The following is a 15100-nucleotide window of genomic DNA, read 5'->3' as shown; positions in this document are numbered from 1 at the left end:
ATACGATCAATGGAATAAACAAGTGGATTGTAAAAAAAACCTCTAAAAATATCTTAGATATTTTTAGAGGTTTTTCGCTGTTTACTTGATTGGAGCTGCGGCAACTGTTGGTAGATCAAGCTCTTTTCCATAACGTTTCTCTAATGCTAAGCGAACGAGACGCTCCGCTAGATGTTCATTACGTGCTAAGATCGGACCATGGAAATAGGAGCCGTAAACGTTGCGGTAAATGACACCTTCTGATTGATCTTCCCCATTATTCCCTTGACCTTTGACGATTTTTCCCAGCGGGCGTTCGCCTTCGCCAAGAAATGTTCGACCATTATGATTTTCAAATCCATAATAGGTTTCGTTGAACTCTTCGTTGTGGATCACGATGTCACCAATGAAGCGATTATTCTCTTGGCTTAAGGTGTAATGATCCAACGCACCGATTCCTTGGATTTTTTCACCGTTTGCACCCATATAATAATGACCAAGTAGTTGGTAACCGCCACAAATCGCAAGTACGACACCATCATTTTCAATGTAATTAGTCAATGATTCTTTCTTTTCTTGAATATCTTTTGAAATGATCATTTGTTCAAAATCTTGACCACCTCCAAAGAAAACTAAGTCATATTTATCTGCCTCAAAGGGTTCATGGATGCTGACGATCTCAGTATGAGAAGTGACCCCCATTTTTTTGGCGATATATTGGAGCATCAAGAGATTGCCATTGTCACCATAAGTATTCATCAGATTCCCATAGAGATGGGCAATGCGTAATTCGTAGTTAGCCACGATTCATGCCTCCTTTGATAAAGCCTTGACTCGCTAATTCTTTTCGTAATTGTAAGACAGCTGTATAGGTCGCTAAAATATAGACATGATCCGTCGGTAGTTGCTTGATTTTCTCAATGACATCAGTCAATTCTTTTGATTGTGTCAATTTATCTTCAGCGATACCCGCTACTTTCAAACGTAGTGCCATATCTGTGTGGCGATCGCCACCAGCAATCACAGCAGGGATTTCCATATCTGCAAAGCGTTCAAATTCTCCGTCCCAGATCCAACTCACATCGATTCCATCTGCGTAGTTCGCATTCAAGAGGGCTACTAGTGAAAATGGATACGGCGCATGTCCCATCATGTCGATGACTTGGTTGATCCCTACAGGATTTTTGACTAGGACTAAGGTACAGGACTTGCCATCGATTTCGATGTCTTCTTGACGACCAAATACTTTTTCGTCATACCCTAAGCCTTGTCTGATTTTTTCAGGAACAACACCATAATATTCAGCCACCGCAGTAGCTGCTAAAGCATTATAGACATTGTACATGCCACCAACTTCGATGCCATATTCATTGCCATCAATGACGAAATCAGCTGATTTGTTGTCCATTCGTTTCATTTCTGTCAAACGATAATCCAGTTCTGGACGTTTAAAGTCACAATTTGGACAATAGTATTTACCTAAGTTTGCATAAGTGATCATTTTGTAGTGCAAGATGTGATGACATTTCGGACACAACACGCCATCTGTATTGTAGTGGGCCATCTGTTCATGGTCTTCTTCGTGATCAAATCCATAATATCTTCTAGGGTTGACGGTCTCAACTGAATTGAAGATCGGTGAATCGCCATTACTGATGATCGTAGCATCTGGCGATTTTGCGGCACCGTCAACGATCATTTTATACGTGGTGTAGATTTCACCGTAACGGTCCATTTGGTCACGGAAAATGTTTGTAAACAAAAATAGTTCAGGTTTGATGTATTCAGTCACTCTACTTAGACTGGCTTCATCGATTTCTAACACCGCAAATTTCTTTTGGCCTTTTCCGGCTTTTGCTTGTAAAAAAGTCGAAACGATTCCTTGGACCATGTTGGCGCCAGTAGGGTTCGTCAAGACTTCATCAAATTGTTGTCGTAAGATATTGACGGTCAAAGCGGTCGTCAATGTTTTTCCATTTGTTCCAGTTACGACGACGACTTGATAGTCTTTTGCTAATGTATCTAAAATATGAGGATCGATCGATAAAGCAAGTTTACCAGGTAAACTTGATCCTCCTTTAAAAAAGGTTTTTAGTCCCCATTGTGCGGTTTTACCAACTGCAATCGCAAATTGACTGCGTATTCCCATTATGTAACCTCCAAAACGTCATAATTACAAATAAATTCAACTAATCATACCATATGTTGAAAAAAAGGTTAAATTGCTTTGTCTTATTTTACAAAAGTTTATACTGTTCGCAAAACAAAAACGAAAGAAGCAAGAAAACGAAAAACGATCGCTTCCTTGCTTCTTACATATCGTTTTTTTATGGTAACGATAGACTAGCTTACCCGATAATGATTTTCTCAGTAGGATATTCATAACCTAAATCTCGTGTTTCTTTTGGCACAAATAACATTAATGTATACAACATCCCGATACGTCCAATAAACATCAACGCACCGATCGTGATTTTACCGACTGTTGATAGATCACCGGTAATTCCTAGCGATAACCCCGTTGTCCCAAAAGCAGAAGTCACTTCCACGATGATTGAGATCAGCGGTTGTTTCTCCGTGGCAGATAAAAAAAGAATACAGAAGAAGCACATCCCTAAGGAGAGCATAAAAACGACTACTGATTTTCGGACATCATCTTCATCAATTCGACGACCAAAAATATTAATGTTATCTTCACTTTTCAAAAATGAATAAAGATAAAGGCCAATGATCGCCACAGTCGTGGTTCGGATACCCCCGCCGACAGAACTGGGACTACAACCAATGAACATCAATAAGGAAAAGACGATCAAGGTGGTGATTTGAAAATCTCCTAGATCATGGATCTGTAAACCCGCATTACGAGTTGTCATGGAATAAAACATTGAATTGATCCACTGGACACTAGGATGGAGATCTTTGAACAAGTGATTTTTTTCAAGTAAAAAAATCAAGACAGTCCCGCTTACAAATAAAATGACAAAAGCGAGGACGGCGAGTTTTGTAAACAAAGAGAACCGAAAAGGAATCTTGGCTTTTGTTTTTCGATACAAGCGCCATTCTCGAAACTCCATCAATACTGGAAAACCGATTCCACCAATGAAAATCAGGAACATGATCATAAATAAAAATGGATAGTCATGTTCAAATGGCTTGATCGACTCACCAGTAATATCGAATCCCGAATTTGTGACCGCGGAAATAGCTTGATAAAATCCATGGAAAATGGCTTCGTGCCAATGATCGAAATAGCCGCGAATATAAAAATAAACGGAGAACAAGGCACCAAATAGCAATTGGAACCAGAGCAATATGACAAAAGTGATCCGAATCAAACGAACGATACCAGATAAACGTGGTTGGTTCATATCTGTCATGATCAATTGTCTTTGACGTAAGGTGATCCGTCGCTTAGAAAAGATAATAAATGCCGTTGAGATCATCATGATCCCTAAACCACCCACTTGAAACAACACTTCGAGTAAAATAATGCCATTGTTATTAAAAATCGCGTGGATGTCAAATGTCGAAAGACCAGTGACACTGATCGTACTGATAGCCATAAAAAGCATGTCAATAAATGAAGCATGACTACCCGGATTTCGGAAAAATGGGATGTAAAACAAGCCCAAAGAAATCATAGTCATTAAAATATAATAAAATACAATAATTTGAATAGAAGAAAAGTGACTAGAAGCATATCTTGCACTACGCCTTCGCCATTTCCGGAAAAAAAGATTCAATTGCACAAATTCGATCCTCCTTGTTAGATGTTTCTTCCAGTATACCGACAATAAAATAAATACACAAAGAAATAATAAAACTAAAATTTACTAGGATTTTAGTTATTGGAAAAGTGTCTTATAATAAAGATGACTTTGCGAAACAACTTGGAGGGAGATCCATGATAAAATGAAGTGTATCAACTAGTCATAGACTGTCTGATTACGACTAAAACAACATTTGAGTAATCTACACAAAAGTTTCATGAAAAAATAAGAAAAAAATAAGAAATTTATGGTAAAACTAAAGAATACGTGTGAGAAAAATCAATTTTTGCCAAACGGATCAAGACTTCAAGCGGCAACAAGGAAAAGGATGAGAGAATATGCGAAAAGTAGCACCTATATTAAAGCCAATCGCTGTATTGACGATTTCGACGATTGTTGCTACCACAACAGGCATTGTTAATAGTTCTAGCTATCGTGCACCAAGTCGTTCCACAGAGACTACGACGACTTCTACCAATGAAGGAACAGGGCAAACGAATGACACGGTAGAAACAACACCGACGACTGTAGAACAAGACACAACCAATTCTACATACAACCAAAACTCAATACCAGAAAGTTCCGTGGATGAAGGAAATACAGGATATACGACCAATTCGACTAGTCAAAATCAAGGGGACGACAGCGGTTCAAGTACGACGCCAAGTGCCACTACACCAAGCAGTACGACGCCTAATACAACGCCAAGTACTTCTACGCCAAGTGAAGGCAATATAAATGAAAATAATGCACCTACAGAGCAATCCGCTGAAACACAGATGTATAATCAACAGGCAGGTGATGAAGAATGACATTTATATTAGATATCATCAATGGGGTACACAAGTTTTTAGGATATTTAGATATCAGTCCTAAATATTTGAACCGAGGCTATACTATATTAAGTGTGATTCCGACCGTTTACCTTTTACGGATTGTTTATGGATTATGGCAAAATCAAAACTATTTGCAGTTCTTTTTATATGGATTAGGCTTTTTAGTTCTTTTATATTTCACTGTTCTAAATGTGTTTTATTACTTTTTTGATAAAAATTCAAAAGCCGATGTGACCCAAGTGATCGTAAAATATCTACCTGATGAAGCATTCAATATTGAAGGAGAAACGGTTCGCGGGAACAACGGAAATATCGACAAAGTCAATACAGAAAAAGCCAATGTTCTATTCGATGAAGACTACCAATTGAAACTAGCAGAGAATATGCGTTATTTGATTGAAAAAGGGGAAATCAAGGTCAATGAACTTGGTCGAATGGACGGTTTCTTGATTGATCGAAATACACTTTATCCCTACTATTATGTGAAAAAAGTCTCCGACAAAACTTATCAATTAAGTATCGGCCGTAATTATTCCAGCATGGAAAAAGTAGGAACGATCAAGGTCGACTCGCCAGAAGATCATATTGAACCCGTAGGCTTATTCCTTGCAGGCGGTGATTTTGTCAAAGATGGTCTTAGATACCATGAACCCTATCGTTTGAAGTTGATCATCAAGAAAAATCAACCAAAAGAACAAGAAGGTGAAGTGACATACAGTCGAAGCCAACGAAGAAAAAAATCAAAAGTGTAGGATAAATCTTCTCCATCAAGTATTTATTTCGCTCTAATATGAAAGATACATGAAGTTCAAAAAAACATTTCAAAAAAAAACGGATTATTCCCAACACGATCCGACACTTATTCTTTCTTTTAATTGATAAAAAATGTAAAATAAAGAATAGCTAACAAATAAATAAAAAATAACATAAAAATGTTTGGTTAATAGGAGGTATAAAGTGAAAAACTTTTTGAAAAATTGGGGAATCTTGATCGTTGTTTTAGCCGCCATCATTTTGGCAAGAGTCTATGTATTCACACCAGTCACAGTGAGTGGTCATTCCATGGACCCTTCGTTACATGATGGGCAACGTTTGATCTCATCTAAAATCTCAGATTTTGACCGCTGGGATATCATTACAACAAAAGAACCTGGGGATGAAGAACGGATGATCGTCAAACGAATCATTGGGATGCCAGGCGATACTGTGAAAATGGAAGATGATCAACTATACATCAATGGGGAAAAGCAAGATGAACCCTACTTAGATGAGTATAAAAAAGAATTTTCAGAAGACAAACTACAAGAGGAATATTCTTATAATTCAGCCTTCCAATCGCAAGCTGAAAATGCTGAAACGTTCACCAGTGATTTTGAATTCACTGTTCCGGAAGGACAATACTTGGTACTGGGCGACAATCGTTTGATCTCAAAAGACAGCCGCATGTTTGGTTTAGTCGATGAAGACTTGATCCAAGGTAAAGTCGTTTTCCGCTATTGGCCGTTGAATAAGATCAATATCATTTAATCGATGATACGTAATGCGATAGCGATATAACTCTAAACAGTAAAGATATACCCTGAAAAAACCTCAACATTCGTTTGGAATGTTGAGGTTTTTTTGTTATATAAACTACAACAACAAGTGATCAAGTATAATTTTTTTATAAAATCACGTTATTTTCAAAGTTTGTTCATAAAGTAAGGCTAAAGTGAAAGACACATAGATATAAATAACTATTAAAATATATAGGAGTGACAGCATGAAAAAATTCATCTCAATATTAGCTGTATCATCAGGACTGGTTTTGTTTTCTGCATGTTCAACAAATCCGTCAGATCAAGCTGCAGTGACGTATAAAGGCGGTACCATCTCAGAGCAGGAACTAGTGGACCACTTGAAAAAAATCAAGGGTGCGGAGACCGCTGTCCAAGATTTGATCATCTTCCAGATTTTTGAAGAAAATTATGGCGACAAAATTACGGCTGAAGATGTAGATAAAGAATACAACGCTAGCAAAGAAGCACTCGGTGATTCTTTCGATTCGCAATTGAAATTAGCGGGCTATACAACTGAATCTTATAAAGAAGAAATAAAAAGAGGGTTAGCTTACAAAGCAGGTTTACGAGCGAATGTCGAATTGACGGATGAAGATCTTAAAACAGCGTGGGAAAACTTCCATCCAGAAGTAGAGGCACAATTGATCAAAGTAAGTAGCGAAGATGAAGCCAAGGAAATCAAAAAGTCACTCGATGAAGGGGGCGACTTTGCTAAAATCGCCAAAGAAAAATCGACCGATGAAGCGACAAAAGAAAAGGGTGGAGAAATCACCTTTGACTCGCAATCTAAAAGTGTGCCAACAGAAGTCAAACAAGCAGCGTTCAAACTTAAAAATGAGGAAGTATCTGATGTTATCACAGCGACTAATTCCTCTACGAACGCCACGGAATATTATCTTGTGAAAATGGTCAAACAACAAGAAAAAGGCAATGATATGTCGAAATATAAAGATGAATTAGAAAAAATAGCAACAGAGACAAAAATAGCAGATCCAACATTCCAACAAGAAGCTGTGCGTAATGAATTGAAAAAAGCAAATGTAAAAATCAAAGATGAAGATTTCAAAAACGTACTAAGTGGCTTGATGACGGAACCATCCACAAGCGAAAGTTCAACCGATGCTTCAACTGAAGCTTCGACAAGTACTTCGACAGATAGTTCAAACTAATTGATCAGTGGAAGAACTAAACAAATACGAACTCAATTAAAATAATCAAAAGAGGTCGGGACAGAAGTGTTCAGCCTCGAGAAATAAGGCGCCATCCACGAAAATTGTTCTTCAAATTTTTGTGGATGGCGCCTTATTTCCGAAGAGATTACTTCTGTTCCCGCCGTTTATTCGGTTTTAGGTGGTACAAGAGGACTAATGTCACAGACACTTTGCGTATTTATGAAAGGTTTTTTTATAGAAATAGAAAATGCTTATTCTTTGATTGCTATAGCCAAAAACAAAGAAGCATCTTGTTTCATGAACAAGTTTTTTCCGTGATGGAATGTTTCAATTGAGAGTGGTTTAAATCCAGCAAGCTTCAATTGTTCTCTTAGCTCCTCGTGGTCAAAACCATTATGGACTTTTGGATGCTGGATCTTTTCGTTCTTATCGAAGTCAACGATATAAAGTTTTCCGCTTGGATGAAGCATTTGCGAAAGTTGTTTTAAAATGACTTTCGTTTCTGGAATATGTAACAAGACTAAAGATAGTAAGATGATGTCGGCTTTCTCTGCCGGCAAATCCTTTGTAGCATCCAATTCAAGTGTTCGTACATTTGCTTGTTTTGCCTCTTTGATTTTTTTATCAGCCATCGCTAGCATTCCTGCGGCTGAATCTATAATGATCACTTCTTTAAAACGTGAGGCAAAGGGTAACGTGACAAGACCAGTTCCCCCACCGTAATCGATCAATTTCTGGTCATGAGTCTGTGCAGAAAATTCTTTTTCAACAGCTGAACGAATCGTAGCAGCTAATTGTATTCGTTCGGGGGTATCATAATGGTTCGCCATTTGGTGGAATATTTCGGACATAAGTGCCCTCCTTTATTTTTCATTCGATTATACCAAAAGAAGTGCGGGTAGTTTATTGATTTATAACGAAAATACCAACATTTACACTAGGGAAATCTCGCTTCGAAAATTCTCACTGTAAAAATGATTGAAAATCAAGTATAATACCATAGGAACAAACTGGAAGGTGAATGAGGACATGGCACAACTATTTTTTAAGTACGGCGCAATGAACAGCGGCAAGACAATCGAGATCTTAAAAGTCGCACATAATTATGAAGAACAAAACAAACCGGTTGTTTTGATGACCAGCGGAATCGATACAAGAGATGGCGTTGGCGTAGTTTCAAGCAGAATCGGGCTGAAACGTGAAGCAATTCCCATTTTTGAAACGACCGATGTATTTGAAGTCATCCAGCAGATGGAACATCCACCATTCTGTGTATTGATCGATGAAGCGCAGTTCTTAACAAAAGAACATGTCTTAGCATTCACGAGAATCGTTGATGAACTCAATATTCCGGTGATGGCGTTCGGATTAAAAAATGATTTTAGAAATGAATTATTTGAAGGATCGAAATATTTATTGCTTTATGCAGACAAAATCGAAGAAATGAAAACGATCTGTTGGTTCTGCCATAAAAAAGCAATGATGAATTTACATTATATAGACGGAACACCGGTGTACGAAGGAGATCAAGTCCAAATTGGTGGCAATGAAGCCTATTATCCCGTATGTCGAAAACACTATTTTCATCCATTGATGATCACAGAAGGAGATTAAGCATGTACGATCAATTACAATCAATCGAAGACCGTTACGAAGAGCTTGGGGAACTACTGAGTGACCCAGAAGTGATTTCAGATACGAAACGTTTCATGCAGCTTTCAAAAGAAGAAGCAAATACACGTGAAACGGTTGAAGTTTATCGTCGCTACAAGGAAGTTGTTCAAGGGATCAAAGATACAGAAGAATTACTCGGCGAAAAGTTAGACGACGAAATGGCAGAGATGGCTAAAGAAGAATTAGCTGATTTGAAAAAAGAAAAAGAAGAACTAGAAGAAAAAATCAAGATTTTGTTACTTCCAAAAGATCCAAACGATGACAAAAACATTATCATGGAGATTCGCGGAGCCGCTGGTGGCGACGAAGCCGCACTATTTGCAGGGGATCTTTTCTCGATGTATCAACGATACGCAGAGAGCCAAGGCTGGAAAACAGAAGTCTTGGAAGCAAGTGTGACAGGGATCGGTGGCTATAAAGAAGTCATCATGATGATCTCAGGTGAAAATGTCTATTCGAAATTAAAATATGAAAGTGGCGCACATCGGGTCCAACGTGTCCCTTCAACAGAATCTCAAGGACGTATCCATACATCAACGGCAACTGTCGTTGTCATGCCTGAAGCAGAAGAAGTAGAGATCGATCTGGCTGACAAGGATATCCGCGTCGATATTTACCACGCTTCTGGAGCCGGTGGACAGCATGTCAATAAGACAGCATCTGCGGTACGTTTGACTCACTTACCAACTGGAATCGTGGTGGCGATGCAAGATGAACGTTCACAATTGAAAAACCGTGAGAAAGCGATGAAAGTCTTACGTGCGCGCGTCTACGACAAGATCCAACAAGAAGCACAAAGCGAATATGATGCGAACCGTAAATCTGCGGTAGGGACTGGGGATCGTTCAGAGCGTATCCGTACGTATAACTTCCCTCAAAATCGCGTGACCGACCACCGTATTGGCTTGACGATCCAAAAATTGGATCAGATTCTAGCAGGAAAACTAGATGAGATCGTCGACGCATTGATCGTGTACGACCAAACATCTAAGTTGGAAGAGATGCAAAATGGATAAAACCTATCGAGAAGTCCTCACACGGGCTTCTTCTTTTTTAGAAGAACAAGGAGTAGAAGGGTATAATATCCAGTTTGTCTTTCTTGAACGAAAGCAGTGGACGAAACTGGATTGGCTCATGCGAATGAATGAACCGATCACAGCCGAGGATCAAGCCATGATCAATGCAGATATGCAACGACTAGTGCAACATTATCCGCCCCACTATTTATTAGGTTATGCTGAATTTTTTGATCACCGCTTGAAAGTCACGGAAGCAACTTTGATTCCTCGTCCAGAAACCGAAGAATTAGTCGCACTGTGTTTGGCAAAAACAAGCGAAGAAACCTTAAATGTCGTGGATATCGGTACAGGAACTGGAGCAATCGCCATCAGCTTGAAAGCTGCTAGAAAAAATTGGCAAGTCTCAGCAATTGATTTATCTTTAGAAGCACTAGCTGTCGCTAAGGAAAATGCAGAACATGAACAAACAACGATCAATTTTTATCATGGTGATACGTTGGAACCTGTCTTGGATCAAACCTTTGATGTCATTATTTCTAATCCCCCTTATATCAGTCGAGCAGAATGGTCGGTGATGGATCAGAGTGTACGAACCTATGAACCGAAGATGGCATTGTTTGCTGAAGAAGATGGTTTAGCGATCTACCAGAAAATCGCAAAGGAAGCTGCACAAATATTAGCTAGCGATGGACAACTTTTTTTTGAGATTGGTTTCCAACAAGGAGCAGCTGTCAAAGCAATCATGGAGCAAGCCTTTCCGACAAAAAAAGTACGGATCAAAAAAGATATGGCAGGAAATGATCGAATGATTTTTGTTACCAATTAGTTTGTGGATGAAAAAATTTTTTTCTGTTTTTTTATAATAAAAAAACACTGATTTGATAAGGATGAAAACGAATATTTTAGTTATCAACATGCTTATCCACTATTGACAAACTAGTTATCAACAATTTGTGTATAACTACCTGAAAAAACGGAATAAAACAAGGATTTTGAAAAAAGAGGATGTGGATAGACTGTGGAAACAATTAAATATGATGAAACACAATTGAATGAAGCTGCGAAGGAATTAGCAGTAGGAAATCTAGTGGCTTTTCCAACGGAAACTGTCTATGGATTAGGAGCTAATGCCCTTTTACCGGAGGCTGTCAAACAAGTCTTTACAGTGAAAGGTCGACCACAAGACAACCCATTGATCGTCCATGTCGCCTCCTTCGAACAAGTAAAAGAGTATGTGGACAACTTTCACCCATTAACAGAACAAATTGTGAAAAACTTCTGGCCAGGACCACTGACTTTGATTTTTCACATCAAAAAAGGTAGTTTACCAGGGATTGTCACTGGTGGTTTATCCACAGCTGCTTTTCGCATGCCAGATAACAAGAAAACGTTAGAATTAATCCAATTAGCAGGTGTACCACTTGTCGGGCCAAGTGCCAACACTTCAGGTAAACCGAGTCCAACAACAGCAGACCATGTCTTTCATGATCTAAATGGAAAAATCACAGGAATCATTGACGATGGGGCGACGAGGATCGGTGTGGAATCAACGGTACTTGATCTGAGTGACCCATCTGCACCGCCGATGATCTTACGACCAGGAGCAATCACGAAAGAGCAACTAGAAGCTGTCATTGAAAGTCCAGTGGCGACAGACCGCCATTTGGTCAAAGAATCTGAAACACCGAAATCACCGGGGATGAAATACAAACATTACTCACCTGATACTCGAGTACTAATGGTTGAAAAAAAGGATTGGCCAGAGGCGATCATCTGGACAAAAGAGCAAAAACTACGTACCGGTGTTTTAGCTGGACCAACAATTGCTGATCAGGTACGCAAGGATGTCGCAGCTGTGTATATGTATTACGATGATTCAGTAGAGGCAGCAACGAAAGGGTTGTTTGCGGGGTTACGTGGCTTAGATGATGATCGATTAGCTCTTGATCTGATTCTAGTACAAGTTGCACCTGAAGAAGGGCTAGGTATTGCTTATATGAATCGGTTGAAAAAAGCCGCAGGACAAAATTATTATAAAAAATGAACCAGAAGTGATTGCTGCAAAATCATTCTGTGATACAATCTAGGAAACAAACTAAAATAGCTATTTAAGAAATAATGTTCGTATTCTTAGCTAGTAATGTTTGGTCAACATCAAAAAAAGACAAATAAACTGAACAATCATTTGAAATTTAGAGAAGTTGACACATAAATAAATAAGGAGTTGTTGTTTGTGGTAGACTACAAAACGTTTGACCCTGATTTATGGGCAGCAATCGCAAAAGAAGAGGAAAGACAAGAAAACAATCTGGAGCTGATCGCTTCTGAAAACTTTGTCTCTGAAGCTGTGATGGCGGCACAAGGAAGTATTTTAACGAATAAGTACGCAGAAGGGTATCCAGGACGTCGCTATTATGGTGGGTGTGAATTTGTGGATATCGTTGAAAATCTGGCGATCGACCGTGCCAAAGAATTATTTGGTGCCGATTTTGTCAATGTTCAACCACACTCTGGATCACAAGCCAATACAGCTGCATATCTTGCGTTAGTTGAACCGGGGGATACGATCTTAGGAATGGATCTTTCTGCTGGCGGACATTTGACACATGGCTCTCCAGTCAATTTTAGTGGAAAAACGTACCACTTCGTTGCTTATGGTGTAGATCCGTCAACAGAAGTCATTGATTATAATGTCGTACGCATCTTAGCGAGAAAACATCAACCAAAATTGATCGTAGCAGGAGCAAGTGCCTATGGTCGGACGATCGATTTTGCAAAATTCAGAGAAATCGCGGACGAAGTTGGGGCAAAATTGATGGTCGATATGGCACACATTGCTGGTTTAGTTGCAGCGGGTGTCCATCCAAGCCCAATCCCTTATGCCGATATCACAACAACTACTACTCACAAAACATTACGAGGACCTCGTGGTGGGATGATCTTAACGAACAATGAAGAGCTGGCGAAAAAAATCAATAGCGCAGTCTTCCCAGGCATCCAAGGTGGCCCCTTGGAGCATGTGATTGCCGGAAAAGCTGCTGCATTTAAAGAAGCATTGACTCCTGAATTTAAGGAATATAGCGAACAAGTCATTGCCAATGCAAAAGCTATGGCAAAAGTATTCAATCAATCGATTGGTACCCGAGTGATTTCAGGTGCCACAGATAACCATTTGATTTTGATCGATGTACGTGACTTAGAATTGAACGGAAAAGAAGCAGAAGCGATTTTGGACAGTGTTCATATCACCGTCAATAAAAATTCGATTCCTTTTGAAACACTAAGCCCATTCAAAACAAGCGGTATCCGTATTGGGACACCAGCAATTACGACCCGTGGCTTCCGCGAAGAAGATGCGGCAAAAGTAGCTGAATTGATCGTCAAAGCCTTACAGGCAAAAGATGATGAAGCACAATTAGAAGAAGTGCGTGCAGGCGTCCGTGAATTAACAGAGCAATTTCCATTATATAAAAAATAAATAGTTTATAACTAAGAGTCATCAATAAGAAGGTAAGAGAATAGAAAAAGGTGAGACAACCAGGCATGTAGCTGTTTGGTTGTCTCACCTTTTTTCTGATTGTTGAAGTGTTAGATGGCTCTCTGGAAACTCAAAAAATATGAAAAGCTATTTTCTGATTTTTCATCTTACTGCTCAGGTCAAAGCGCTTCTTTCACAACTTGGATAAACGGTGTTCGCAAGCCAGCTCCTTCAATATTAAGACAACAATTGAAAAAATATGAGAAGCTATTTTCTCAATTGTTGCCTTAATACTTGGAGCTGAACGGCTTGCTCACAACCTAGATAAACGGTGTTCAAGAAGCAACACTTCGGTCATAAGCCAAAAAAATAAAAAATGAAATAGCCATTTTTTATTTTTCTGTCTTATGCCTTAGTGCTGAGCGCTTCTTTCACAACCTCTTTCAATCTGATTTTTTGACTTTTGTCTGGTTGCTCTCTAGTATATGAGGTGTAATTTTATTTGTTGCATTCAATTTAGGGAGGAATCCGTATGACTGATCGAATTTCATTAGAAAAAGAAGCAATTGAGTTTAGTGATGCTAATGCACCGCACCCGCGTATCTATGAATTACCTCCGGAAGAAGGGCGTGATCTTCTAGAAGAAGTTCAAAGTTCTTCTGTGGAAAAATTACCTGTGGATATCGAGGATTTGAAAATGGATACCAATGATTGGGGACAAATCAATGTGCGTTTTATCCGTCCTGAAGGAAATGTAGAAAAATTACCTGTCATATTTTATATACATGGTGCTGGTTGGGTATTTGGAAGTGCCAAGACACATGACAAATTGATTCGAGAATTGGCTGTTCGTACAAATTCGATCGTTATTTTTCCTGAGTATAGTCGTTCGCCAGAAGCAAAATATCCTACTGCCATCGAGCAAAACTACGCGATTTTGCAAAAACTTGCGGAGCTTTCTGAGTCGAAAGGCTTGGATCTTGAGAACTTGACAGTCGCTGGGGATTCCGTAGGTGGGAATATGGCAACGGTGATGACGATCCTTACAAAGCAACGTCAAGGATTACCAATCAAAAAACAATTACTATATTATCCTGTAACTGATGCAAATTTCGATACAGGTTCTTATAACCAATTCGCAGAGAATTACTTCTTAACAAAAGAAGGGATGCAATGGTTCTGGGATCAGTATACGACAGATGAAAAGAAACGAGCAGAAATCACTGCCTCACCTCTACGTGCAAGTAAAGAAGAATTGACAGGTTTACCACCTGCAATGATCTTGACTGGTGAAGCGGACGTGTTAAGAGATGAAGGAGAAGCATACGCTAGAAAACTTCGTGAAGCTGGTGTGGAAGTTACGCAAGTACGTTTCCAAGGGATCATCCATGATTTTGTCATGGTAAATGCGATGGACCAAACCAATGCGACACGAGCAGCAATGACTCTTTCCACAGAATGGCTAAAAAACTAGTTGTTTTTTGTCATCTTTATCCATTAATAAATTAGAAAAATAACAAAAAACGTCTGATTTTCAGGCGTTTTTGTTATTTTTTGCTGATTTTAAAAAGAACACCGCTTTGTTTTTTTATTTCTTTGATTTTCTTTAGGAA

The 15100-nt window shown here is 39.0% G+C and carries 14 protein-coding genes; 10 read left to right on the top strand and 4 right to left on the bottom strand.

Annotated features, from left to right (window positions below; genetic code table 11):
* Positions 1 to 81 precede the first annotated feature (81 nt).
* From IGJ99_RS11820 to IGJ99_RS11810, 3 genes are all read right to left on the bottom strand, one after another.
* The gene (locus tag IGJ99_RS11820) at positions 82 to 783 is read right to left on the bottom strand and encodes a type 1 glutamine amidotransferase (RefSeq protein ID WP_010736635.1); all 702 of its coding nucleotides are present in this window, start codon (positions 781 to 783) and stop codon (positions 82 to 84) included.
* Positions 776 to 2128, bottom strand: coding sequence for a Mur ligase family protein (locus IGJ99_RS11815; RefSeq protein WP_096081777.1), 1353 nt, complete (start codon positions 2126 to 2128; stop codon positions 776 to 778). The genes IGJ99_RS11820 and IGJ99_RS11815 overlap by 8 nt, the downstream gene beginning before the upstream one ends.
* 199 nt (positions 2129 to 2327) lie before the next feature.
* Positions 2328 to 3728: a TrkH family potassium uptake protein gene (locus tag IGJ99_RS11810; RefSeq protein WP_010736633.1), complete on the bottom strand. Its 1401-nt coding sequence runs from the start codon at positions 3726 to 3728 to the stop codon at positions 2328 to 2330.
* Between the two features lie 359 nt (positions 3729 to 4087).
* Between IGJ99_RS11810 and IGJ99_RS11805 the strand changes: the two genes are divergently transcribed.
* From IGJ99_RS11805 to IGJ99_RS11790, 4 genes are all read left to right on the top strand, one after another.
* On the top strand, positions 4088 to 4561 hold the full coding sequence (locus tag IGJ99_RS11805) for a hypothetical protein (protein ID WP_438770853.1): 474 nt from the start codon (positions 4088 to 4090) through the stop codon (positions 4559 to 4561).
* A complete protein-coding gene (locus IGJ99_RS11800; RefSeq protein ID WP_438770852.1) occupies positions 4558 to 5337 on the top strand; it encodes a DUF6681 family protein in 780 nt (259 codons plus the stop codon). The genes IGJ99_RS11805 and IGJ99_RS11800 overlap by 4 nt, the downstream gene beginning before the upstream one ends.
* Before the next feature lie 205 nt (positions 5338 to 5542).
* Complete coding sequence (lepB, locus tag IGJ99_RS11795; protein ID WP_010736630.1) at positions 5543 to 6112, top strand: signal peptidase I; 570 nt, start codon at positions 5543 to 5545, stop codon at positions 6110 to 6112.
* Positions 6113 to 6347: 235 nt separating this feature from the next.
* Positions 6348 to 7313: a peptidylprolyl isomerase gene (locus tag IGJ99_RS11790; RefSeq protein ID WP_023520276.1), complete on the top strand. Its 966-nt coding sequence runs from the start codon at positions 6348 to 6350 to the stop codon at positions 7311 to 7313.
* 254 nt (positions 7314 to 7567) lie between these two features.
* Here IGJ99_RS11790 and IGJ99_RS11785 read toward each other — a convergent pair whose 3' ends face one another.
* Positions 7568 to 8167 (bottom strand): class I SAM-dependent methyltransferase, encoded by a 600-nt coding sequence (locus tag IGJ99_RS11785; protein WP_153830075.1) that lies wholly within the window; start codon positions 8165 to 8167, stop codon positions 7568 to 7570.
* Positions 8168 to 8345: 178 nt separating this feature from the next.
* Between IGJ99_RS11785 and IGJ99_RS11780 the strand changes: the two genes are divergently transcribed.
* The 6 genes from IGJ99_RS11780 (at position 8346) to IGJ99_RS11755 (ending at position 14961) form a co-directional block, all read left to right on the top strand.
* On the top strand, positions 8346 to 8930 hold the full coding sequence (locus tag IGJ99_RS11780; RefSeq protein ID WP_010736627.1) for a thymidine kinase: 585 nt from the start codon (positions 8346 to 8348) through the stop codon (positions 8928 to 8930).
* 2 nt (positions 8931 to 8932) lie between these two features.
* Positions 8933 to 10006, top strand: a complete 1074-nt coding sequence (gene prfA / locus IGJ99_RS11775) for a peptide chain release factor 1 (RefSeq protein ID WP_010736626.1) — start codon at positions 8933 to 8935, stop codon at positions 10004 to 10006.
* A complete protein-coding gene (gene prmC, locus IGJ99_RS11770) occupies positions 9999 to 10835 on the top strand; it encodes a peptide chain release factor N(5)-glutamine methyltransferase (RefSeq protein WP_438770851.1) in 837 nt (278 codons plus the stop codon). The genes prfA and prmC overlap by 8 nt, the downstream gene beginning before the upstream one ends.
* Positions 10836 to 11027: 192 nt before the next feature.
* Positions 11028 to 12053 (top strand): L-threonylcarbamoyladenylate synthase, encoded by a 1026-nt coding sequence (locus IGJ99_RS11765; RefSeq protein ID WP_023520273.1) that lies wholly within the window; start codon positions 11028 to 11030, stop codon positions 12051 to 12053.
* Between the two features lie 189 nt (positions 12054 to 12242).
* The gene (gene glyA / locus IGJ99_RS11760; protein WP_010736623.1) at positions 12243 to 13487 is read left to right on the top strand and encodes a serine hydroxymethyltransferase; all 1245 of its coding nucleotides are present in this window, start codon (positions 12243 to 12245) and stop codon (positions 13485 to 13487) included.
* Positions 13488 to 14019: 532 nt separating this feature from the next.
* Positions 14020 to 14961, top strand: a complete 942-nt coding sequence (locus IGJ99_RS11755) for an alpha/beta hydrolase (RefSeq protein WP_010736622.1) — start codon at positions 14020 to 14022, stop codon at positions 14959 to 14961.
* Positions 14962 to 15100 lie beyond the last annotated feature (139 nt).

Origin of the sequence: Enterococcus sp. AZ095b (assembly GCF_051714725.1) — a bacterium.
Classification (GTDB): Bacteria; Bacillota; Bacilli; order Lactobacillales; family Enterococcaceae; genus Enterococcus_B; species Enterococcus_B pernyi.
The sequence above is the reverse complement of the archived record's forward strand: the minus strand, read 5'-3'. Positions and strand labels throughout refer to the sequence as shown.

What these genes read in the sequence shown, in the direction of transcription:
- IGJ99_RS11785 (WP_153830075.1), bottom strand. Translation starts at nt 8,167, where the DNA reads ATGTCCGAAATATTCCACCAAATGGCGAACCATTATGATACCCCCGAA.
- IGJ99_RS11790 (WP_023520276.1), top strand. Translation starts at nt 6,348, where the DNA reads ATGAAAAAATTCATCTCAATATTAGCTGTATCATCAGGACTGGTTTTG.
- prmC (WP_438770851.1), top strand. Translation starts at nt 9,999, where the DNA reads ATGGATAAAACCTATCGAGAAGTCCTCACACGGGCTTCTTCTTTTTTA.
- IGJ99_RS11755 (WP_010736622.1), top strand. Translation starts at nt 14,020, where the DNA reads ATGACTGATCGAATTTCATTAGAAAAAGAAGCAATTGAGTTTAGTGAT.
- IGJ99_RS11815 (WP_096081777.1), bottom strand. Translation starts at nt 2,128, where the DNA reads ATGGGAATACGCAGTCAATTTGCGATTGCAGTTGGTAAAACCGCACAA.
- IGJ99_RS11780 (WP_010736627.1), top strand. Translation starts at nt 8,346, where the DNA reads ATGGCACAACTATTTTTTAAGTACGGCGCAATGAACAGCGGCAAGACA.
- IGJ99_RS11805 (WP_438770853.1), top strand. Translation starts at nt 4,088, where the DNA reads ATGCGAAAAGTAGCACCTATATTAAAGCCAATCGCTGTATTGACGATT.
- IGJ99_RS11800 (WP_438770852.1), top strand. Translation starts at nt 4,558, where the DNA reads ATGACATTTATATTAGATATCATCAATGGGGTACACAAGTTTTTAGGA.
- prfA (WP_010736626.1), top strand. Translation starts at nt 8,933, where the DNA reads ATGTACGATCAATTACAATCAATCGAAGACCGTTACGAAGAGCTTGGG.